Origin of the sequence: Kitasatospora sp. SolWspMP-SS2h, from assembly GCF_003259315.1 — a bacterium.
Lineage (GTDB): Bacteria > Actinomycetota > Actinomycetes > Streptomycetales > Streptomycetaceae > Kitasatospora > Kitasatospora fiedleri.
The window spans coordinates 162,739-183,387 of sequence record NZ_QLLT01000008.1 but is presented as its reverse complement, the minus strand read 5'-3'; the positions used below and the strand labels follow the sequence as shown (position 1 = coordinate 183,387).

The window sequence follows — 20,649 nt, the reverse complement described above, 5'->3', positions numbered from 1 at the left end:
CCGGCCCGCGACCCGGCCGCCCACGACCCGGCGGTGCGCGGCACACCGGCCGCCGGTCCGCCGGCCCGCGCGCCGCCGCCGCGCGGCCGCCGTCCCCGTCGCCCGTCCCCGTCACCCCCGAGCCGCCCCGGAGCACCCGGTGATCACTTTCGAGCAGGTCGGCGTGCAGTACGCCGACGCCGCCGCACCGGCCCTGAGCGGTGTCGAACTGACCGTTCCCGAGGGCGAGTTGTGCCTGCTGGCCGGGCCGTCCGGGTCCGGCAAGTCGACCCTGCTGGGCACCGTCTCCGGGCTGGTGCCGCACTTCACCGGCGGCACCCTGACCGGCCGGGTCACGGTGGCCGGGCGGGACACCCGGACGCACCGCCCGCGCGACCTCGCCGACGTGGTCGGCACCGTCGGGCAGGACCCGTCGGCGCACTTCGTCACCGACACCGTCGAGGAGGAACTCGCCTACGGCATGGAGTCGACGGGCCTGGCCCCGGCCGTCATGCGCCGCCGGGTCGAGGAGACGCTCGACCTGCTGGGCCTGGCCGACCTGCGCGGGCGCGCGCTGTCCTCGCTCTCCGGCGGGCAGCGCCAGCGGGTGGCGATCGGCTCGGTGCTGACCGTCCACCCGAAGGTGCTGGTGCTGGACGAGCCGACCTCCGCGCTCGACCCGGGCGCCGCCGAGGAGGTGCTGGCCGTCCTCCAGCGCCTGGTGCACGACCTGGGCACCACCGTGCTGCTCTCCGAGCACCGGCTGGAGCGGGTCGTCCAGTACGCCGACCAGGTCCTGCTGCTGCCCGGCCCCGGCGAGCCGCCCGTGCTCGGCGACCCGGCCGCGCTGATGGCCCGCTCCCCGGTCCGGCCGCCGGTGGTCGAACTCGGTCTGCTGGCGGGCTGGACGCCGCTGCCGCTCACCGTCCGCGACGCCCGCCGACGGGCGACCGCCCTGCGCGAACGGCTCACCGCCGCCCCGCCGAAGGCGGCCGCCGAACCGCCCGCACCCGCCGAACCGGTCGCCACCGTCAGCCGCCTGGTGGTCTCCCGGGGCGCCGTCCCGGCCCTGCGCGGCGTCGAACTCACCCTCGCCGCAGGGCAGATCACCGCCCTGATGGGACGCAACGGCGCCGGCAAGTCCACCCTGCTCGGCACCCTGGTCGGCCTGCACGCCCCCGCCTCCGGCACCGTCCGGGTCGACGGCCGCACCCCGCACCGGACCCGCCCCAAGGACCTGATCCGCTCCGTCGGACTCGTCCCGCAGGACCCGCGCGACCTGCTGTACGCCGAGACCGTCGCCGAGGAGTGCGCCGCCGCCGACCAGGACGCCGGCGCCGAACCCGGCACCTGCCGCGCCCTGCTGGCCACCCTGCTGCCCGGCGTCGCCGACGACCGCCACCCCCGCGACCTCTCCGAGGGCCAGCGCCTCACGCTCGCCCTCGCCGTCGTGCTGACCGCCCGCCCCCCGGTCGTCCTGCTCGACGAACCCACCCGCGGCCTCGACTACGCCGCCAAGGCCCGCCTGGTCACCGTCCTGCGCTCCCTCGCCGACCGGGGCCACGCCGTCCTGCTCGCCACCCACGACGTCGAACTCGCCGCCGAACTCGCCCACCGCACCGCCGTCCTGGCCGAGGGCGAGATCGTCGCCGACGGCCCCACCCCCGACGTCGTGCTCGCCTCCCCCACCTTCGCCCCGCAGACCGCGAAGATCCTCCCGCCCCACCTCACCGTCCCCGACGTCGCCGCCGCCCTGGCCCCGGAACCACCGCGATGAAGCCACCCGCCACCCGCACCGCCCCCGGCCCGGACCGCAACCCCGCCCCCGGCCCCCCGCTCTCGCGTCCCGTCCCGCTCGGGCGGCGCTCGGTGCTCTTCCTCTCCCTGGTCTCCGCGATCGGCGCGGCCGCCTTCGGCTGGCCGCTGCTCGCCTCCCGCGAGTCCGACCTGGTCGGCCACTCCGCCGACGCGCCCTGGCTGTTCGCGCTGCTGATGCCGCTGCTGCTGGCCGTGCTGGTCGCCCAGCTCTCCGAGAGCCGCGACGCCACCGGCGCGCCCGGCCTGGACGCCAAGGCCGTCGCCATGCTGGGCGTGCTGGCCGCGGCCGGTGCCGCGCTGCGGCCGCTCGGCGCGGGCACCGCCGGGCTGGAGCCGATGTTCTTCCTGATGGTGCTCTCCGGCCGGGCCCTCGGCCCCGGCTTCGGCTTCGTGCTGGGCGCCCTCACCATGTTCGCCTCGGCCCTGCTCACCGGCGGCGTCGGCCCCTGGCTGCCGTTCCAGATGCTCGCCATGGGCTGGGTCTGCCTCGGCGCCGGACTCCTCCCGGGCGCCGCCCGCCTGCGCGGACGCCCCGAACTCCTGCTGCTCGCCGCCTACGGCACCCTCTCCGCGATCGGCTACGGCACCGTCATGAACCTCCAGGGCTGGCCCTACATCGGCGGCCTGGGCACCTCGATCTCCTTCGTCCCCGGCGACCCGCTCGCCGCCAACCTCACCCGCTTCGCCCTCTACTGCCTCACCACCTCCCTGGGCTGGGACCTGCCCCGCGCCGCCCTCACCGCCGTCCTCTGCCTCACCGTCGGCGGCCCCCTGCTGCGCACCCTCCGCCGCGCCACCCGCCGCGCCGCCTTCCGCTGAGGGAGGACGGGGCCGGTCTCCCCCGGACCGGCCCCACCGCCCCTCCCGCCGCTACGCCTCGGGCCCCGCCTGCTGCACGACCTCGAACGACCAGACCTGCGACCCGCTCGCCGCCGGCCGCGGCCGCTCGCCCCCGCCCTGGTGCGCCTCCTTCATCGGCCCCTCCATCCACGCCCGGAACGACTCCTCGTCCCGCCACCGCGTGTACACCAGGTACTGGTCCGTCCCCTCCACCGGCCGCAGCAGCTCGAACCACTCGAACCCGTCCGACCCCTCCACCGCCCCGGCCCGCGAGGCAAACCGGCGCTCCAGCACCTCCCGCTGCTCGGCGGGAACGGTCAGCACGTTGATCTTCACGACGCTACCCACAGGACACCCCTCAGATTGTCCGTCCGACCCGAACGACGGCCGGACCTCGACCACGTACGAACAGTCTCGTCCATCCGGGGCCCGCGCCGGGGCGGACGGCCGGGGTCGCGCCCCGGGGGGCTCCCGACAGTCGCTGACGATCCGCCCAAAACCCGGCAATCCGGGCGGGAAGCCGGTCCGGGCCCGGACCTCCCTGTCGCCCCGTGGAATGCTCCTGCATAATCACCCCCGTTCGATTCCGACCCGAGGAGGACCGGCCCATGCCGGCAGAGCGCTGCCCCCGCTGCGGTACCGCACGCACGGCCGGCAGTTGCGCGTGCAACGCCGTCTCCCCGACGGAGGAGACCGCGGTCCTCCCGCACCTGGAGGGCCCGCCGCTGGTGCGGCCGTACGTGGCCGGAGCGGCCGTGGTGGAGCCCGGCGACCCGGCGGGCGACCCGTTCGCCACCCGGCCCCTGCCGCCCCCGGTGCAGCCGATCACCGCGGCCCCGCCGCCGTCCGGTCCCCCGGTCGCGGTGCCGCCCAGCGCGGCGCAGCCGCCCGCCGTGCAGCCGATCACCGGCCCGCCGCCGGGGTCCGCACCGCCGCCGCCCCCGCACCGTCCCCCGCACGTCCCGCAGGCCGCCAGCCCGTTCGGCCCGCCGCAGCCCGCGCCCTCCCCCGTCCAGCCGCCGCAGCAGCCCCGGCCCCGGCCGGACGCCGACGCGACCCAGGTGCTGCCGCCCGTCCCGCCGCAGCAGGAGCAGCCGCCCCGGGCGTCCGGCGCGCCGGGCCGCTTCGTGCCGATCCCGCCCCCGGGAGCGGCGGCCGGCCAGGGCGAGGTGCCCGCGGCCGAGCAGACCATGCCGCTCACCCTGGGCCCGGTCAAGGCGCCCCCGCAGCGGCCCGCCCCGGGCCGGGGCGCCGGGCCGGACGAGACGACCCGGCTGACCCCGGTCGGCGGCCCGAACGGCGCGGACGGCCCGAACGGCAGACCCGGCGACGGGCCGCGGCCCGCCGCGGCCGGTGCCGACCTGGGCATGTTCACCTTCCGCGAGGACGGCGCGGACGGCCCGGTCAGCCGGGCCGACCACCGCGAGCGGCGCCGGCGGAGCGCCGACCGCCGCCGGCTGGTGATCGCGGGCGGCGCGGTCGGGGTGACCGCGCTGGCCGCGAGCCTGGCGATGCTGCTGTCCTCGTCGCCGTCCCCGGTCGACGACGCGCTGCCCGCGCCGACGGCCCCGGCGGCGGTCTCCTCGGCCGGCCCCGCCCCGGACCCGGCGCCGAGCGCGACCGCGTCCCCGGAGCCGTCCGCGGGGAGCCCTTCGCCGACCCGCACCAAGGCCCGCCCGAGCCAGACGGCGGCGAGCAGCAAGGCCGCGGCGGCGGCCCCGACCACCGAGGCCCCGAGCGCGTCGGGCAGCCCGTCCCCGGAGCGCACCTCGCAGTCGCCGTCCGCCGCGACGACCCTGCGGCTCAACGACACCGGCCCGGACGTGACGCAGCTGCAGCGCCTGCTGATGGCGGTCAACTGCAACCGGATCGGCCAGCTGGACTCCGACCGGACCAGCGGCAACCAGCCCGGCTTCGGCTACTGGACGCAGACCGTGCTCGCGGGCTTCCAGCACCGGGAGCGCAGGCTCAAGGGCGTCGCCCTGGGCGTCTACGACCCGCAGACCCGGTCGGTGCTCCAGGAGGCGGCGCAGGACCCCGACTGCTGACGCCCGGCGCCGCGCGTCCGTCCCGCCGCCCGCCCGTCCCCTCGCCCGCCCGTTCCGTCCCCGGGCGGGCCGTCCCGGGCGGGCCGTCAGATCCAGCTCTCGAACCACATCCGGGTGTGCCACTCGGACATCGGGATCAGCTCCCCCGTGTACAGCGGGTAGAAGAACGCGAAGCACCCGAAGACCGCCGCCACGATCAGCCCGGCCCCGGCCGCGCCCCACCGGCGGCGGACCGGCGTACTGCCCTCCGGTCCGAGCATCGCGCCGAGCATCTGCGCGACGGCCAGGCACAGGAAGGGCACCAGCACCACCATGTAGAACGAGAAGACGGTGCGCTGCTGGTACTGGAACCAGGGCAGGTAGACGGCGGCGACGGCCGCCAGGATCGCGCCGGAGCGCCAGTCCCGCCGGAAGAACCAGCGGTAGAGCGCGTAGGCCAGCGCGAAGCAGGCCGTCCACCACAGGAACGGGGTGCCGAGCGCGAGGATCTGGCTGGCGCAGCCGTCGGGGGCGGTGCAGCCGCGCTCGCCGGGCTTCAGCTGCTCCCAGTACATGGACACCGGGCGGCCCTGGACCAGCCAGCTCCACGGGTTGGACTGGTAGGTGTGCGGGGAGGTCAGGTGGGTGTTGAAGTCCCACATCTGCGCGTGGTAGTGCCAGAGGCTGCGCAGCGGGCCGGGCACCCGGCTGCCGGCCCGGCCGTCGGCCCAGTGCCGGTCGTAGCCGCCGCCGGTGGCGAACCAGCCGGTCCAGGACAGCACGTACACCGCCAGGGCACCGACCGGCAGGGAGAGCGCGGCGGGCCACAGGTCGCGGCGGAGCATCGAGCGCCAGGGGCGGTGGGCGCCGGCGGCGCGGCGGCCGGCCTGGTCCCAGAGCAGGACGAGCAGGGTGAAGACGGCGAGCACGGGCGCGCCGGTCCACTTGACGGAGCAGGCCGCGCCGAGCAGCAGTCCGGCGGCGAGCCGCCAGGGGCGCAGGCCGAACCGGACCTCGTCGGCGGCCGACCCGCCCTCGGCGCGGGCGGCGCGCAGCAGGTCGCGGGTGCGGTCGCGGTCGATCAGCAGGGCGCCGAACGCGGCGAGCACGAAGAACGCGGAGACGCCGTCGAGCAGGCCGACCCGGCTGAGCACGAACTGGAGGCCGTCGACGGACAGCAGCAGTCCGGCGACGCAGCCGATCAGGGTGGAGCGGAACAGCCGGCGGCCGATCCGGGCGACCATCAGCACGCTGAGCGTGCCGAGCAGGGCGACCGCGATCCGCCAGCCGAAGGGGTTCAGGCCCCAGACGTACTCGCCCAGGCCGATGACCCACTTGCCGAGCGGCGGGTGCGCGATGAAGGTGCCGGCCCGGCCGAGCGGGACGATCTGCGGGTCGCCGAGGATCTGCTGGTTGGCGTTGTCCGGCCAGACCGACTCGTAGCCGTCGTGCCAGAGCGACCAGGCGTCCTTGGGGTAGTACGTCTCGTCGAAGACGAAGGCGTGCGGGGACTTCAGGTTCCACAGCCGCAGCACCCCGGCGAACACGGCCACCGCCAGCGGGCCCCACCACCGGTACCTGTCCTTCGCCTGCTCCGTCGGCGCGGCGTGCACCGCCTCCTGCTGCCGCCGCTCCGTCACCGCCAGCGCCATGCCCTCCCCGTTCGACCGCAGTTGACGACTTGTCCGCAATGTCCGCATCCTAGCCTGCGGCCGCGGACGTCCGCGGGTGCTGCCCAGGGGTGCTCGCAGCATTCTCCACCCTGCCCCGCGCGCGGTTACGGTTGACCCTCTACCAGGTCGAGGGGCGAGGGTCGGTCCCGTGGAGAGCACCATGCACAGCATCGGCGAGCTGGCCAGGGCCAGCGGCCTCAGTCCCGGCACCCTGCGGTTCTACGACCGCGCGGGCGTCTTCGTCCCGGCCGCCGTGGACCCGCACACCGGGTACCGCTGGTACGCGGACGAGCAGCTGCCGGACGCCCGGCTGCTGGCCCGGCTGCGCCGGGTCGGGCTGCCGCTGGCCGGGATCACCCGGGTGCTGACCGGCTCCCCGGCCGAGGCCCGGGCCGAGCTGGACGCGCACCTGCGCCGCCTGGAGGACGGTCTGACCGACGCCCGCCGGGAGCTCTCCACCGTCCGCGCCCTCCTCGACTCCCGGGAGTTCCCCGTGCCGCAGACCCGCCTGACCGTTCCCGCCCCCGCCCTGGCCGCCGCCCTGGACGCGGTGCGCTTCGCCGCCCCGGCCGACGCCGCGCTGCCCGCCGTCGCCGGGATCTTCCTGGACGCCGAGGACGGCGTCCTGCACCTGGTCGCCACCGACCGCTACCGGCTGGCGGTCGCCGACTGCCCGGCCGCGCTGGACGGCCCGCCGGCCTCGGCGCTGCTGCCGACCGCCCTCGCGGACGCGGCCCGGGCCCTGCTGGCCGACGCCGAGGAGGCCGAACTGACCTTCGACGGGGCGCAGTTCACCGTCCGCGCGGCGGGCCGTTCGCTCTCCGGCGAGCGGGGCGGGGCGGACTTCCCGGACTACCGCCGCCTGCTGCGCCTGGAGCCCACCCACCGGGTCACCCTGACCGCCGCCCAGCTGCGCGCCCTGCCCGAGTCCACCGCCGAGGACACCGGCGCCCCGGTGGCCGCCCTGACCGCCACCGCCGCCGACGCCCTCCCGGGCGGGGGCTCCCCCGCCGACCTGCTGGTCCACGTCAACCGGGACTTCCTGCTGGAGGCCGCGGGCGGCGCCGAGCAGCTGGTCCTGGAACTGGGCGGCCCGATCGCCCCGCTCGCCATCCGCTTCCCGGCCCGCGCCGACACCTTCTCGCTGCTGATGCCGGTCGCCCGCTGAGCGCAGCGCCCGACGCCCGACGGAACGACGGAACGACGGCGCCGCCCGTCCGGAGGGAGGAACTCCTCCCCGGACGGGCGGCGCCGTCTCCGCTCAAGCCCCGCTCGGGCCCGGCTCAGGCCGCGGTCTGGAGCTCCCGCGCCTCCCGCTGCTCGCGCCGCGGGACGGACAGCACCCGGACGTTGTCCTGCGCGGGCGTGAGGTGCTCGCGCAGCCGGACGGCGAGGGCGACGATCAGCAGCGTGCACAGCGCCATCGCGGCGAGGTACAGCGGCCAGGTGCCGGAGCCGACCAGCAGCACGCCGACGGCGGGGCCGACCGCGACGGCGATCTGCTTCACCAGGGCGTACCCGGCGTTGTAGGTGCCCAGCAGCCGGGCGGGCGCCAGGTCCGCGACGATCGGGCCCATGGTGGGGGCGAGCAGCGACTCGCCGACGCCGAACAGCGCGTAGACGGCGACGATCGCCACCGTCGCGGCCATCGCCTCGGTGCGGATCAGCCCGGCGACCACGGCCATGCCCCAGGCGGCCAGCCAGACCGCGCCGGCGGCGGCCATCGCGGTGGTGCGGCGGCGGCGCTCGGTGATCCGGACGACGAACATCTGCAGCAGCACGATGGTCAGCGCGTTGGCGCCGATGGCCAGGCCGAGGGTGGACGGCGGGGTGCCGACGGTGTCGGTGGCGAACGCGGCCACGCCGGACTCGAACTGCCCGTAGCAGGTGAAGAAGATCAGCCCGGCGAGCACGCACAGCCGCAGCATCGCCTTGTCGGCGACCATCGCCCGCAGCCCGCCGCCGCGCTTCGCCGCCGCGCCGGCCGGGGCCGGCTCGACCGCGACCGGGGGCATCTTCGCGGTGCCGGTGACGGCGGCCAGGCCGAGGAAGGTCAGCGCCTCGATGGTGAACAGCCTGGTCAGACTGGCCGGGTCGGCGGTGTCGACGATCTGGCCGCCGACCAGGGCGCCGATGCCCATGCCCAGGTTGACCAGGGTGAACTGGAGCGCGAAGGCCCGGGAGCGCTCGGTGCGCCCGGTGCAGCGGACGATCATCGTGGCCAGCGCGGGCTGGCAGGTGGTGACGCCAGCGCCGAACAGGAAGGAGGAGAGCAGCAGCCCGGACGTGCTCGCGGCCTGCCCGAAGGCGAACGCGCCGACGGCGGCCATCGCGGTGCCGGCCAGCAGCACCGGGCGCGGCCCGTACCGGTCGATGCCGCGGCCGGTGAACGGCAGCACGGCCAGCGCGGCGAGCGCGAACACGGTGAACACCGCGCCCGCCGCCGCGGCCCCGAGGCCCCGCACCTGGTCCACGTACACGAACATGTACGGCAAGGTGAAGCCGCTGCCGAAAGCGCTGAGCGCGTTGCCGATCTGGACGCGGCGCAGTCGGCCGCCCCACTCCTTCACTGGACACCCCTTTTCCACACGTCGGGCCGGGCTCCCCGCCACGGCTTTACTCCGTAAGATTTCAGACCTAAAGTCTTACCAGAGAAAGCGTACGACAGCAAAGGCTTAACAGCTGCACCCTGCGTGGGACAATGACCGCATGAGCGCACGCAGAGCGGAGCCCCAGACCGCCGCCGAGCTCGGCATCGCCGAGCAGGTGGCCCTCTACCAGCGGGAGTTCCCGCTGGTGGACCCGCAGGTGGAGACCATCGTCTCCACCGTCTCCCGGCTCGCCCGCCGGATGAACGTGGCCTACGGCCGCCAGCTGGCCACCCTCGGCATCACCTCCGCCGAGTGGGAGGTGCTCAAGGCCCTGGTGTTCACCGGCGCCCCCTACCAGCTCGGCCCGGGCGAGCTGGCCAAGCGGCTCGGCCTGACCCCGGCCGCGATGACCCACCGGATCGACCGGATGGTCGCCGAAGGCCTGGTCACCCGGGCGCGCGACGAGGCCAACCGGGTCCGGGTGATCATCGAGCTGACCGCCGAGGGCCGCGACAAGTGGCTGGAGCTGATGCGGATGGCCGCCGTCTTCGAGGCCGACCTGCTCCAGGACGTCCCCGGCGGGGCCCGCCCCGAGCTGGCCGCCACCCTGACCCGGATGCTGCGCCGGATCGAGGAGACCCAGCCGGACGCGCTCGGCCGCACCGACGACCTGACCTGCTGACCCGGCTCCGGCCCCGGCCCCGGCCCCGGCGGCCGAAACGACCGGGACGACCGGGACGACCGGAGCGGGAACGCGAACGAGGGGCGCGGGGAGATCACTCTCCTCGCGCCCCTCGCGGGGTTCAGCTCAGCGGATCAGCCGGCCGACCGGTGGTCAGCAGGCGCCGTTGTCGGCCCAGGCGCCCCACTGGCCGCTCAGGGACGGGTCCTCGTTGGTGGTCCACCACTTGTTGGTGTAGTAGTGGCCCTTCCAGGAGACCTTGGTGCCGGCGGTCGCGTAGACCGCCGAGGCGCTCCAGCTCGGGGCGCCGGAGCAGGTGCCGGTCGAGGCGGAGGCCGACGGGCTGGCCGACTGCGACGGCGAGGCCGAGGCGGACGGGCTGGCCGACTTCGAGGGCGAGGCGGACGCGGACGGGCTGGCCGACTGCGAGGCCGAGGCGGACGGGCTGGCCGACTGGGTCGGGCCGGCCGGGCAGGACGCGGCGGAGCCGTTGGTGGCGCTCACGGTCTTGTCGAACAGCGCGGTCTGGGTGCCCAGGTCGTACATCGAGAACATGAACGAGCCGCCGAGGCCGTTGCAGTGCGCGTAGTCGAGCTTGGCCTGGACCGACTGGGCGTTCTCGCCGGACCAGAAGGTGGTGCCGTCGTAGAAGTACGCGGCCTTGGCGGTGTCGTCCCAGTAGGTGTACGCCGGGTTGTCGACGAAGCCGGTCAGCTCCTTGTACATCTTGATGCCGGCGACGCCGCCGGAGTAGGTGCCGCCGGGGGCCGGGGCGGACGCCTTCTGGAACAGGCCGTGGGTGGTGCCGGCGGAGACGCCGGTCCAGCCGCGGTAGTAGAACGGGACGCCGACGTTGATCTTCTTCGCCGGGAAGCCGCCGGGGATGCCGTACTGCGGGTCACCCACGGTGTAGGCCTTGACCGCCGCGTCCACCGAGTACTTGCCGTTGCCGCCCGGGACGGGGGTCATCGGGTCGTTCGGGTTGGTGTAGATCGGGGCCTGGTGGTTGGTCGGGCCCTGGGCCTCCCAGCCGCCGTGCATGTCGTACGTCATGATGTCGAGGAACGTCAGGTACTGGCCGATCTTGTCGGTCTCGACGTTCTTGATCTTGTCCTGGCCGGCGCCGACCGCGGCCGCCAGGCCGTAGGTCTTGCCGTCCGCGGCGCCCTGGGTGTTGAGCTGGCTGCGGAACTCGGCGAGCAGCGAGGTGAAGTTCTGCTTGTCGGCCGGCGCGGCGTGGTTGCCGGTGTGGCCGCCGCCGCCCGGGTACTCCCAGTCGAGGTCGAAGCCGTCGAAGACGCCGGCGCCGGTGCCCGGGCCGCCGTAGCCGCCCTCGGAGGGCAGGTTGCCCTTGATGAACATGTCGATGCAGGAGGAGACCAGCTTCTTGCGGGAAGCGTCGGTCGCCGCGGCGTCGGAGAAGTACTTGGAGTACGTCCAGCCGCCGATCGAGAGCAGGACCTTGAGGTTCGGGTTCTTCGCCTTCAGCTTCTTGATCTGGTTGAAGTTGCCGACGATCGGCTGGTTCCAGGTGTCGGCCACGCCGTCGACCGAGATGTCGGCGCCGAAGCTCTTCTGGTAGTCGGCGAACGAGTCGCCCGCGCCGTCACCCGCGTTGGGGTCGTCCTCGTTCTGCGACGCGGCCTTGTTCGCCTCGAAACAGGAGAGGGTGGTCGGGTTGATGTTCGCGAAGTCGTAGATGATGTAGTCGAGCTTCCCGGCGGCGCCCGTGTCCTGCATCGTCTTGAGGTAGTACGCGTTCGAGTAGATCGACCACTGGTCGAAGTACGCGACCTTGATGCCGCCGCTGGTGGCCGGGGCGCCGGTCGAGTTGGTCGGCGCGGCCTGGGCGGTGCCGCCGGTCAGCGCCAGGGTGCCGCCGAGCAGCAGGGAGGCCGCGGTGCCGGCCGCGAGCGCGGCCCAGCTCTTCGGCCGCCGCCGCGAGGGCGACTGGGGGGAAACGGAACGAAGCATGGCTGCGTGACTCCTGGTTGTGGGGGTCCCGTCAGGACCAGGCACGCACCGCGCGAGGTGGGGTCGCACGACCTGGGCATGGCGGGGGAATCGAGCGGTGGCCTGCACGAACACCGGGTGCGGATAGGCCGAACCGGCGCCGGTGGTCTGAACCACCGACGCCGGTCCAGGGGCTCCCTGCACCTGCCAAGTAAAATGGACTAGACCAACTCGACCGTCAAGAGCGGGACCTGACGCTTACGCCGCGCTTAAGGTTCGGTGGCCGGTCAGTACCGCAGCGCGTTCGCCACCACGGGCGTCACGCTGCCCTCCAGCGAACGGTTGCTCTCCGCCGTGGCCTGCGCGGACGCCCCCGCCGCCACCTCGGGCACGTTCACCACCACCGCGTCCAGCAGGTTCCCCGACCCGTCGTCGAAGTTGACCTGAATCGTGTACTTGCCGGACTGGGAACCGTGGTTGGTGACCGTCAGCGGGACGGAGAGCTTCCCATCCGAGCCGGTGGCGGCCTTGCCGAGCGCCACGTCGTCCTTCGCGTCCAGCCCGCCCTTCACGCTCGCCAGCGCCGAGGAGGCGGCGGCCTGCGCGGAGGCGCCCAGCGAGGAGGCGGCCGAGCCGATCGCCGCCGTCGCCGAGGAGGCCGCCGAGGCCACCGCCGACTTGGCGCCCTCCAGCGCCGAGGACGTCGCGGGGGACGGCGAGCCGTCCGAGGAGCAGCCGGACAGCGCCGCGGCGCCCAGCAGGGCGGCGGCCGTCCAGCCGGCGGCGGCCCGGGTCGATCGCTTCATCAGTGCGGATCCCTTCGGTCGTGAGCGTCCGGCGCGGTTCAGGAGAGCCCGGTCCCGTTCTGGCGGGCCGCCTCGTCCGCGGCCCGCGCCTCCCGGCGGCGCACCTCGTCCTGCCGGCGGGCCACCACCACGGCGGCCCCCAGCGCGCTCGCCGCGAACGCCAGCGCGCCGACCCACGGGCGGGCCAGCGCGTGCCCCAGCGCGGCGTCCACCGAGTAGCGACCCGCGCCGGCCACGCCCAGCGCCGCGCCGCAGGCGCCCAGCAGGGCCGGGTACTCGTAGCCGCCGCCCTGCGCGAAGAAGCCCGCCGGGGCGTGCACCGAGATCGCGCCCGCCATCGTCCCGGCGACGACCGCGCCGGCCGCGGGGGTGGCCAGGCCGAGCACGAGCAGCGCGCCGCCGCCCGCCTCGCCCAGACCGGCCGCCCGCGCGTTGCGGTCGCCCGGCAGGAAGCCCATGTGCTCCATGGCCTGCGCGGTGCCCTCCGGCCCGGGGCCGCCGAACCAGCCGAACAGCTTCTGCGCCCCGTGCGCGAACAGGACGCCCCCGACGGCGGTGCGCAGCGCCAGCAGGCCGAGATCCTTGCGGTGCAGACAGGTCATGTGTTGCCCCTGGGGTGGAAGAGAAGACTTGGGGCCATCCCAACGCGCGCACCGGCCCCGTTCGACCCGGCGAACCCATCCGGGCGACGCGCACCGCCAGACAGGAGCACCCGATGCCCACCGCACCGAAGCCGTCCGCGTACGTCCTGCACGGCGGGCGGATCACCGACGAGCCCTCGCTCTGGGCCGAGCTCGGCCGCGCCGTGCAGGCCCCCGACGGCTACTACGGCCGCAACCTGGACGCGCTGGCCGACTGCCTGCGCGGCGGCTTCGGCCCCCGGCCGCCGTTCACCCTGCTCTGGGAGGGGTCAACGGCCTCCGCGCAGGCGCTGACCCGCCGGGTGACCGGCCCCGACGAGGAGGAGCGCTCCTACTTCGACGCGGTCCTCGACGTGCTGCGCCAGGGTGGCGTCACCGTCCGGCTGCGCTGACGGCCCATCATGGGCGCATGTCGGCGATCTCCCTGAGCACCGTCTTCGTCACGTTCTTCGCCGTGGTCGGCCCGCCCAAGGTGCTGCTCGCGTTCGCGCAGCTCAGCCAGACCCGGACCCCGGCCGAGCTGCGCAAGCTCACCCTGGCCTCCTCGCTGGTCGCGGCCCTGGTCGGCCTGGTGCTGGCGTACAGCGCGGACTTCACGGCCGCGCTGTTCCACATCTCCGACCAGTCGCTGCAGATCGCCGGCGGGGTGATCTTCTTCATCTACGCGGTGGCCCTGGTCCTGGGCGTCCACCTGGGCGGCGGCAAGGACGGCGAGCACCTCGCCAACCCGCTCGCCGACGGCATCCGCGAACTGCTGCTGCCGTACGTGGCCAGCCCGCTGGCGATCACCGCCCTGCTGGTCGAGTCACTGACCCGGGACACCCTGGGCTGGCACTCCACGGTCGCCGCCATGTACGTGGCGGTGATCGCGGTGGACTGCGCCTGCGTCCTGCTGCTCGGCCCCCTGCTGCGCGCCAGCCGGCGCACCTCCCTGGAGGTGGTGTCCCGCCTGCTCGGCCTCCTGCTGGCGGCGGTCGGCGTGGAGATGGTCCTCTACGGCCTGGAGAGCCTGGGCGTCCACCTCGCCGAACCGAAGAACGGCCACTGACCCCCGGACCCGGGACGACCCCCTTCGCCCACCCCCGGCACCGGACACCAGCCACCAGCCCGTGACGCGTCGCCCTCCCCCACCCGCGCGCCGCCAAGCGCCCCCCGGGCCGCTTCCTCCCCATCCCCCTCGCCCACCGCCAGGCACCCCCACCCGCCCGCCGTCAGGCGCTCCTCCCCCGGCGGGGCAGCAGCAGGCAGAGCGGGACGGCCAGGGCCGTGAGCGCGGCGGACCAGGTGAAGGCGGTGGTGAAGCCGTCGGCCGGGGTGCCGGTGGCGGTGGTGGCGTGCTGGAGGACGACGATCAGCAGGGCGGTGCCGGCCGAGCCGCCGATCTGCTGGGCGACCCGGGTGATGACGCTGGCGTCGGGGACCTGTCCGCGGTCCAGGCCCAGGTAGCCGGCGCTGCCGAGCGGGACCATCGCCGTGCCCAGGCCGACGCCGCGCAGCAGGAGGGCCGCGCCGAGCAGGAGTCCGCCGTCCGCGCCGAGGGCGAACGGCACGGTGGCCGCCGCGGTCAGGGCGAATCCGCCGAGGGCAACCGGGCGCGGGCCGAGCCGGTCGGTGAGCACCCCGGCCCGGGCGCGGGCCAGCAGGACGCCGACGCCCTGCGGGATCAGCGCCAGTCCGGCGCCCAGCGCGTCCTGGCCGCGCACCTGCTGCCAGTACAGCGGCAGCAGCACCATCGCCCCGTACAGCACGACCCCGCCGAGGAAGCCCAGCGCGGACGCCGAGGCCAGCGGGCGGTGGCGCAGCAGTCGCAGGTCGACCAGCGCGCCGGGGTGCCGCAGGGCGCGGACGGTGAACGCGGCGAGCAGGGCGGCTCCGGCGAGCAGCGGGAGGGTCGCGCCGCCGGTGCCGGTCCGGGACAGGCCGTAGAGCAGGGCGGCGGTGCCGGGCGGCAGGAGCAGCAGGCCGACGGTGTCGAGGCGGGGGCGCGGGGCGCCGGGGGCGGGGCGGTCGTCGGGGAGGTTGCGGTGGGCGAGCCAGGCGCCGACGGCGCAGAACGGGAGGTTGACCAGGAAGAGCCAGCGCCAGTTGCCGAGGTGCAGGATCAGGCCGCCGAGGACGGGGCCGAGGATCGGGCCGAGCGCGGTGGGGAGGGTGACGGCGGCCATCACCCGGCCGAGGCCCCGGCCGCGGGCGGCCTGGATGACCAGGGTGACCATGAGCGGCATCATGACGCCGCCGCCGACGCCCTGGACGACGCGGCCGGCGATCAGCGCGGGGGCGTTCGGGGCGAGGGCGCAGAGCAGCGAGCCGAGCAGGAAGACGCCGAGGGCGCCGGTCCACAGGCGTCTGCCGCCGAGCCGGACCTGGGCCCAGCCGGCCAGTGGGATGGTGGTGAAGACGGCCAGCAGGTAGCCGGTGCCGATCCACTGGACGGTGGCGAGCGGGGCGTGCAGGTCGGCGGCGAGGTCGTTCAGGGCGACGCTGGTGATGGTGGTGTCGAAGACCACGGCGAGGGCGCCGACCACGACGGTGGCGGCCAGGCGCCGGACGGCGGGGTCGACGGGTTCGGGCGGGGCGGCGGCGGTGGCCGTCGCGCGGGCGTGCCGGATCACGGCAGGGCCCCCTTAAGATATAGAGTCCTATCTTGCGGTCCCCACCGTAGGGCCCGTGGATAAGATAGGCAAATCTATCTAAAGGTCGGACCGAGACGGGCCGAGACCGACCGAGACCGAGACCGAGGAGGAGCGGATGGCCGAACGACGCCGCGGCGCGGCCCTGGAGGCGGCCCTGCTGGACGCGGCCTGGGCGGAGCTGACCGAGAGCGGCTACGCCGGCTTCACCGTGGACGCCGTGGTCAAGCGGGCCGGCACCAGCCCGCCCGTCCTCTACCGCCGCTGGCCGGACCGGGACGCGCTGGCCCGGGCCGCCATCGGGCACGTGCTGGAGCGCTCCCGGCTGGCGGTGCCCGACACCGGCAGCCTGCGCGGGGACGTGCTCGCCCTGATGCGGGCCATCAACGCCACCCGCTCCGACCTGGTCGCGCTGATGAGCGTCCAACTGGCCGGCTACCACCGGGCGACCGGCACCCCGCCCGCCGAACTCCTCGACGCCACCGGGCCGGACGGCACCGAGGCGCTGTACGAGCGCGCCGTCGCCCGCGGCGAGGCCGACCCGGCGCGGCTCACCCCGCGGATCCGGGCGCTGCCCTTCGACCTGCTCCGGCAGGAGATGCTGACCAGTTCCGCCCCGGTGCCGGACCACGTGCTGGAGGAGATCGTCGACGACGTCCTGCTCCCGCTCGTCACGCTCCGGGGGTGAGCGGCCGCCACGGCACCGGGCTGGACAGGATCATCGAGCTGGTGGGCTGCCCGTAGCCGCCGAGCCGGTCGGTCAGCCGCGCAAAGGAGGGCATGTCCGGCACCCCGACCAGCAGCACGCAGCACGCCCCGCCGGTCACCCGGTGCAGCTGGAACACCTCCGGCCAGTCGGCCACCTCCGGGTCGCGCAGCAGGCAGCGCACCCCGTAGCACTCCACCGTGACCAGCGCCATCACCGCCGCCCCGGCCTTCGCCGGGGCCAGGTGCGCGTGGTAGCCGGTGATCACCCCGTCCGCCTCCAGCCGGCGCACCCGCTCCGCGACGGCCGGCGGGGAGAGGTTCACCCGGCGCGACAGCTCGTTGTACGACAGCCGCGCGTCGGCCTGGAGCTCGGCCAGCAGCAGGCGGTCCACCGCGTCCACGGCGGCTCCTTTGCGTTCGTCAGGCGATCGGGGGGCAGCGCCTTGCGAACGGCAGGCCGGTGCCCCCATCCGGGCTACGACGCCCATTCAAGAGCAGGCCGCCGCGCCGCACAATGGGGGGCGCCCGCCGCGACCCGAGCGGGCGGCACCGAGGAGGTAGCGGCCATGACCGGCCAGACCCACCAGCCCCACCTGCGGTTCGGCCCCGACCAGGAGCCCGGCCCGTCCACCCCCTACGCCCGGTACGTGCGCCTGGCCGAGCTGCACTCCCTCCAGCGGCCGCGCAGCGCCGAGCCCGCCGAGTACGCGTTCATCGTCAGCACCCAGGTGATGGAGCTGCTGTTCGACCTGCTGGAGCGCGACTGGACCGCCGCCCGCACCGCCCTGCGCGCCGACGACCTGGACGGCGCGCTGGCCGCGCTGCGCCGCGGGCAGCACACCCAGGACGTGCTGACCGGCTCCTGGGACCTGCTGGCCACCATGACGCCCGCCGAGTTCAACTCCTTCCGCCCGGTCCTCGGCGAGGCGTCCGGCTTCCAGTCCTCGGCCTTCCTGCGGCTGGAGTTCCTGCTCGGCAACCGCAGCGAGGGCCTGCTGGAGATGTACCGGGACTCCCCCGCCGAGTACGACGCGCTGTTCGCCGCGCTGCGCACCCCCGGCCTGTACGACGAGGCGCTGGCCGTGCTGGCCCGGCGCGGCCTGGCGGTGCCCGCCCGGCCGGTCACCGCCCGGCACCGGCACGACGAGGCGGTCGAGGCCGCCTGGCGGGCCGTCTACACCGACCCCGCGCTGGCCGACCTGGTCCGGCTCGGCGAGGCCCTGCTGGACACCGCCGAACGCGTCACCCGCTGGCGCCAGCGCCACTACTCCGCCGTCAAGCGCACCATGGGCGGCAAGCCCGGCAGCGGCGGCTCCAGCGGCCTCAGCTGGCTCAAGCACGCCGCCGACCAGGACGTCTTCCCCGAACTGTGGGCCGTCCGCAACGATCTCTGAACGCGACCCGCGGACGCGATCCCCGATGAACGCGCCCTCCGAGCACCCCCGACCCCCGGGAGCAACGCCGTGACCCCCACCCGTGAGCAGTGCGCGGCCCGCGACGCCGCCGACCCGCTGCACGCCCTGCGCGCCGAGTTCGCGCTGCCCGACGGGGTGCTCTACCTCGACGGCAACTCGCTCGGCGCGCTGCCCCGCCGCACCCCCGGACACCTGGCGAAGGTCGTCGAGGGCGAGTGGGGCGGCGGGCTGATCCGGTCCTGGAACGACGCCGGCTGGTTCCACCAGCCCGGGCGGCTCGGCGACCGGCTCGGCGCCCACCTGCTCGGCGCCGCCCCCGGGCAGGTGGTGGTCTGCGACTCCACCTCGGTCAACCTGTTCAAGGTGCTCGGCGCGGCCCTGCGGCTGCGCCCCGGCCGCCCGGCGCTGCTCGCCGAACGGCACGCCTTCCCCACCGACCTGTACATCGCCGACGGCCTGGGCGCGCTGCACCCCGGCACCCGGCCGGTGCTGCTGGACTCCGCCGCCCACCTGGACGCCGCCCTCGACCGGGACGCCGCCGTGGTGCTGCTCTCGCACGCCGACTACCGCACCGGCGAACTGCTGGACCTGGCGGCCGTCACCGAGCGGATCCACGCCGCCGGGGCGCTCGCCGTCTGGGACCTGTGCCACACCGCGGGCGCGCTGCCGGTCGAACTCGACTCGGCGGGCGTCGACTTCGCCGTCGGCTGCGGCTACAAGTACCTCAACGGCGGCCCCGGCGCGCCCGCCTTCCTGTACGCCGCGGCCCGCCACCAGGAGGCCGCCCGCCAGCCGCTGACCGGCTGGTTCGGGCACGCCCGGCAGTTCGACTTCGAGCCCGGCTACCGGCCCGCCGCGGGCGTCACCCGCTTCCTCACCGGCACCCCGCCGATCCTCGGCCTGGCCGCGCTGGAGGCGGCGCTGGAGGTCTGGGAGCTGGCCGACCCGGCCGCCGTCCGCGCCAAGAGCCTCGAACTGACCGACCTGTTCCTGGAGTTGACCGCCGACCTGGACGTCGAACCGGTCACCCCGCGGGAGCCCGCCCGGCGCGGCAGCCAGGTCGCGCTGCGGCACCCCGACGGCTACGCGGTCGTCCAGGCGCTGATCGCCCGGGGCGTGATCGGCGACTTCCGCGCCCCCGACCTGATGCGCTTCGGCTTCACCCCGCTCTACCTCTCCCGCACCGACGTGCACGACGCCGCGACGGCCCTGCGCGAGGTGCTGGCCGGCGGCGAGTGGCGCGCGGAGCGCTTCGCCCGCCGCGCCGACGTGACCTGACCCTCCACGCCCGCACGGCGGACGGCCGGGGCCCGCGGGCCCCGGCCGTCCTGGTGCGGCGGCCGCGTCAGCTGTGGCGGCCCCGGGCGCGGCGGGCCAGCGCGATCACGCCGCCGCCCAGGCCCAGCAGCACCGCGGCGGCCCCCGCCGCCGGAGCGACCAGGTCACCGCCGCCGGTGTCCGGCAGCGGCGGCCCCACCGGGGTGGAGGCCGACCCGGTCGGCACCGGGGTGCTCCCGCTCGGCGACGGCGCCGGGCTGGTGCTGGTGCTCGGCGACGGGCTGGGGCTCGGGCTCTCGCTGCCCGACGGGGACGGCGACGGCGACGGGCTGGTCGAGTCGCTCGGCGACGGGCTCGGGCTGGTGCTGGGGTTGTCATCGTCGTCCGTCGGGGACGGGCTGGGGCTCTCGCCGCAGACCGGCAGGTCGCCGTTGAACGGGTAGTTGTGGATCTCGGTGCCGGCGCTGCCCTGCTGGAGCAGGTTGCCCGCCAGGTAGACCCGGCCGTTGGTGCCGGGGTTGGAGAGCGTGGTGGTGCCCGCCGGGTTGCCCGCCATGATCGAGCCCTGCCACTGGGCGTCGCCGGTGACCGCCACGCTGGTGGCGGTCGGGAAGTTCCACATCAGGTTCGGCCGCAGGACGGTCAGCGGGTCGTCGGCCGCGCCGGTGCCGCTGTTGGTGTTGACCGTGACGTCGCCGCCGGTCATGTTGACGATCACCGTCGCGCCGGCCGGGACGCCCGCGAACACCAGGGAGCGGCGCCCGCCGTCGGTGCCGATGTTCCGGCCGTAGTTGAACACCTGGCGGGCGCTGGTGCCGTCGCCGGTGAAGGTGACGGTGGTCCCGTCGTCCACCACCGTGCCGGTGGCGGACTGCCGGGCCATGCAGGCGGAGTGGTCCTCGATGACCGGCGTCAGGCCGCGGAACTCGTCGATCGCGGCCGGGTCCCGGATCGCCTGGCCGTCCGGGGTGATGTCGTAGGCGCCGGTCAGCGTGGTGCCGTACTTGAGGTTGCCCCACCGCGCCTTCGGCGGCTGGACGAAGAAGTCGGTGCCGCCGATGAACAGCCGGCTGGGGTTCGCCTGCGAGGCGTCCATGGCGACCGAGCCGCCCACCGTCACGTGGTCCGTGGCGTTCGGCGGGGTGACCATCGAGCCGACGCCCACCACGCCCATGTTGAAGGCGCCGCCCATCGCCTTGTTGATGTCGAGGTTGCCGACCACCGCGATCTTGCCCTCGGCCTCGGCCGCGTTCTGCCGCACCAGGTAGTCGCCGCCCACGTAGATGTTGAGCGAGGCGTCCGCCCCGTTGAACGGCCCGGTGTGCGGCGGGTCCCAGGTGCTCGGGCAGTCCGGGCCCGAACACGGCCCCAGCGGCGGGGCCAGCTGGTCGGCCTGGCCGACCGAGGCCAGGGTGAGCAGCGGAGCGGCGGCGAGCGCCGCCACCACGGCGAAGCGGAGCAGCGGGTTCTTGCCGCGGACACCGTGTCGCACGGGCACCCCTCTCGTTGACGGATGGGTCAGCAGACAGCAGACACCGGCCAGCAAAGAGGAACCGGCACACCGCCCCCGGACGGGTCGGCCCGGACGCGCCGGGCAGTCATTCGAAC

Annotated in this window: 19 protein-coding genes; 10 read left to right on the top strand and 9 right to left on the bottom strand. The window is 75.3% G+C overall.

Features of this window, described 5'->3' with window-relative positions; translation table 11 throughout:
* The first annotated feature begins 139 nt into the window (after positions 1 to 139).
* Complete coding sequence (locus K353_RS12115) at positions 140 to 1,756, top strand: ABC transporter ATP-binding protein (RefSeq protein WP_111553583.1); 1,617 nt, start codon at positions 140 to 142, stop codon at positions 1,754 to 1,756.
* Positions 1,753 to 2,616: an ECF transporter S component gene (locus K353_RS12110; protein ID WP_111553582.1), complete on the top strand. Its 864-nt coding sequence runs from the start codon at positions 1,753 to 1,755 to the stop codon at positions 2,614 to 2,616. Before K353_RS12115 ends, K353_RS12110 begins: the two co-directional genes overlap by 4 nt.
* Before the next feature lie 51 nt (positions 2,617 to 2,667).
* Here K353_RS12110 and K353_RS12105 read toward each other — a convergent pair whose 3' ends face one another.
* A complete protein-coding gene (locus tag K353_RS12105) occupies positions 2,668 to 2,985 on the bottom strand; it encodes an antibiotic biosynthesis monooxygenase (RefSeq protein ID WP_111553581.1) in 318 nt (105 codons plus the stop codon).
* Between the two features lie 260 nt (positions 2,986 to 3,245).
* On the opposite strand from K353_RS12105, the gene K353_RS12100 reads away from it, so the two are divergent.
* Positions 3,246 to 4,685 (top strand): peptidoglycan-binding protein, encoded by a 1,440-nt coding sequence (locus K353_RS12100; protein WP_111553580.1) that lies wholly within the window; start codon positions 3,246 to 3,248, stop codon positions 4,683 to 4,685.
* Between the two features lie 86 nt (positions 4,686 to 4,771).
* Here the strand turns inward: K353_RS12100 and K353_RS12095 are convergent, their stop codons facing one another.
* Positions 4,772 to 6,364, bottom strand: coding sequence for a dolichyl-phosphate-mannose--protein mannosyltransferase (locus tag K353_RS12095; RefSeq protein WP_370447591.1), 1,593 nt, complete (start codon positions 6,362 to 6,364; stop codon positions 4,772 to 4,774).
* Positions 6,365 to 6,485: 121 nt separating this feature from the next.
* Here K353_RS12095 and K353_RS12090 point away from each other — a divergent pair, with 121 nt between their 5' ends.
* Entirely contained in the window at positions 6,486 to 7,505 is a 1,020-nt protein-coding gene (locus K353_RS12090) for a MerR family transcriptional regulator (RefSeq protein WP_233533520.1), read from the top strand.
* A 115-nt stretch (positions 7,506 to 7,620) separates the two neighbouring features.
* Here K353_RS12090 and K353_RS12085 read toward each other — a convergent pair whose 3' ends face one another.
* On the bottom strand, positions 7,621 to 8,907 hold the full coding sequence (locus K353_RS12085) for an MFS transporter (RefSeq protein ID WP_111553577.1): 1,287 nt from the start codon (positions 8,905 to 8,907) through the stop codon (positions 7,621 to 7,623).
* A 139-nt stretch (positions 8,908 to 9,046) separates the two neighbouring features.
* Here K353_RS12085 and K353_RS12080 point away from each other — a divergent pair, with 139 nt between their 5' ends.
* Positions 9,047 to 9,610, top strand: coding sequence for a MarR family winged helix-turn-helix transcriptional regulator (locus tag K353_RS12080; RefSeq protein ID WP_100836005.1), 564 nt, complete (start codon positions 9,047 to 9,049; stop codon positions 9,608 to 9,610).
* 153 nt (positions 9,611 to 9,763) lie between these two features.
* Here the strand turns inward: K353_RS12080 and K353_RS12075 are convergent, their stop codons facing one another.
* From K353_RS12075 to K353_RS12065, 3 genes are all read right to left on the bottom strand, one after another.
* Positions 9,764 to 11,584, bottom strand: a complete 1,821-nt coding sequence (locus K353_RS12075; RefSeq protein WP_111553576.1) for a glycosyl hydrolase family 18 protein — start codon at positions 11,582 to 11,584, stop codon at positions 9,764 to 9,766.
* A 266-nt stretch (positions 11,585 to 11,850) separates the two neighbouring features.
* Complete coding sequence (locus tag K353_RS12070; protein WP_111553575.1) at positions 11,851 to 12,369, bottom strand: hypothetical protein; 519 nt, start codon at positions 12,367 to 12,369, stop codon at positions 11,851 to 11,853.
* Between the two features lie 38 nt (positions 12,370 to 12,407).
* Positions 12,408 to 12,971, bottom strand: a complete 564-nt coding sequence (locus tag K353_RS12065) for a DoxX family protein (protein ID WP_111553574.1) — start codon at positions 12,969 to 12,971, stop codon at positions 12,408 to 12,410.
* Between the two features lie 113 nt (positions 12,972 to 13,084).
* On the opposite strand from K353_RS12065, the gene K353_RS12060 reads away from it, so the two are divergent.
* Positions 13,085 to 13,402, top strand: a complete 318-nt coding sequence (locus K353_RS12060) for a barstar family protein (protein ID WP_111553573.1) — start codon at positions 13,085 to 13,087, stop codon at positions 13,400 to 13,402.
* A gap of 17 nt (positions 13,403 to 13,419) precedes the next feature.
* On the top strand, positions 13,420 to 14,058 hold the full coding sequence (locus K353_RS12055) for a MarC family protein (protein WP_111553572.1): 639 nt from the start codon (positions 13,420 to 13,422) through the stop codon (positions 14,056 to 14,058).
* A gap of 163 nt (positions 14,059 to 14,221) precedes the next feature.
* Here K353_RS12055 and K353_RS12050 read toward each other — a convergent pair whose 3' ends face one another.
* Positions 14,222 to 15,622, bottom strand: a complete 1,401-nt coding sequence (locus K353_RS12050; protein ID WP_370447590.1) for a DHA2 family efflux MFS transporter permease subunit — start codon at positions 15,620 to 15,622, stop codon at positions 14,222 to 14,224.
* A gap of 136 nt (positions 15,623 to 15,758) precedes the next feature.
* Here K353_RS12050 and K353_RS12045 point away from each other — a divergent pair, with 136 nt between their 5' ends.
* Positions 15,759 to 16,328 carry a TetR/AcrR family transcriptional regulator gene (locus K353_RS12045; RefSeq protein WP_111553571.1) on the top strand — a complete coding sequence of 190 codons (570 nt, stop codon included), beginning with the start codon at positions 15,759 to 15,761 and terminating at the stop codon, positions 16,326 to 16,328.
* Here K353_RS12045 and K353_RS12040 read toward each other — a convergent pair.
* Positions 16,312 to 16,749 (bottom strand): Lrp/AsnC family transcriptional regulator, encoded by a 438-nt coding sequence (locus K353_RS12040; protein WP_199528073.1) that lies wholly within the window; start codon positions 16,747 to 16,749, stop codon positions 16,312 to 16,314. The two genes, K353_RS12045 and K353_RS12040, sit on opposite strands and share 17 nt — an antisense overlap.
* A gap of 165 nt (positions 16,750 to 16,914) precedes the next feature.
* Between K353_RS12040 and K353_RS12035 the strand changes: the two genes are divergently transcribed.
* Both K353_RS12035 and kynU read left to right on the top strand, forming a co-directional pair.
* A complete protein-coding gene (locus K353_RS12035) occupies positions 16,915 to 17,742 on the top strand; it encodes a tryptophan 2,3-dioxygenase (protein ID WP_111553569.1) in 828 nt (275 codons plus the stop codon).
* 69 nt (positions 17,743 to 17,811) lie between these two features.
* Entirely contained in the window at positions 17,812 to 19,041 is a 1,230-nt protein-coding gene (gene kynU / locus K353_RS12030; RefSeq protein ID WP_111553568.1) for a kynureninase, read from the top strand.
* A gap of 67 nt (positions 19,042 to 19,108) precedes the next feature.
* Here kynU and K353_RS12025 read toward each other — a convergent pair whose 3' ends face one another.
* Positions 19,109 to 20,533, bottom strand: coding sequence for a choice-of-anchor A family protein (locus K353_RS12025; protein ID WP_146616451.1), 1,425 nt, complete (start codon positions 20,531 to 20,533; stop codon positions 19,109 to 19,111).
* Between the last annotated feature and the right edge of the window lie 116 nt (positions 20,534 to 20,649).

Excerpts from the sequence above, each read along its gene's own strand:
- K353_RS12100 (WP_111553580.1), top strand. The coding sequence starts at position 3,246 with ATGCCGGCAGAGCGCTGCCCCCGCTGCGGTACCGCACGCACGGCCGGC.
- K353_RS12095 (WP_370447591.1), bottom strand. The coding sequence starts at position 6,364 with ATGCGGACATTGCGGACAAGTCGTCAACTGCGGTCGAACGGGGAGGGC.
- K353_RS12055 (WP_111553572.1), top strand. The coding sequence starts at position 13,420 with ATGTCGGCGATCTCCCTGAGCACCGTCTTCGTCACGTTCTTCGCCGTG.
- K353_RS12110 (WP_111553582.1), top strand. The coding sequence starts at position 1,753 with ATGAAGCCACCCGCCACCCGCACCGCCCCCGGCCCGGACCGCAACCCC.
- K353_RS12070 (WP_111553575.1), bottom strand. The coding sequence starts at position 12,369 with ATGAAGCGATCGACCCGGGCCGCCGCCGGCTGGACGGCCGCCGCCCTG.
- K353_RS12035 (WP_111553569.1), top strand. The coding sequence starts at position 16,915 with ATGACCGGCCAGACCCACCAGCCCCACCTGCGGTTCGGCCCCGACCAG.
- K353_RS12045 (WP_111553571.1), top strand. The coding sequence starts at position 15,759 with ATGGCCGAACGACGCCGCGGCGCGGCCCTGGAGGCGGCCCTGCTGGAC.
- K353_RS12075 (WP_111553576.1), bottom strand. The coding sequence starts at position 11,584 with ATGCTTCGTTCCGTTTCCCCCCAGTCGCCCTCGCGGCGGCGGCCGAAG.
- K353_RS12065 (WP_111553574.1), bottom strand. The coding sequence starts at position 12,971 with ATGACCTGTCTGCACCGCAAGGATCTCGGCCTGCTGGCGCTGCGCACC.
- K353_RS12060 (WP_111553573.1), top strand. The coding sequence starts at position 13,085 with ATGCCCACCGCACCGAAGCCGTCCGCGTACGTCCTGCACGGCGGGCGG.
- K353_RS12080 (WP_100836005.1), top strand. The coding sequence starts at position 9,047 with ATGAGCGCACGCAGAGCGGAGCCCCAGACCGCCGCCGAGCTCGGCATC.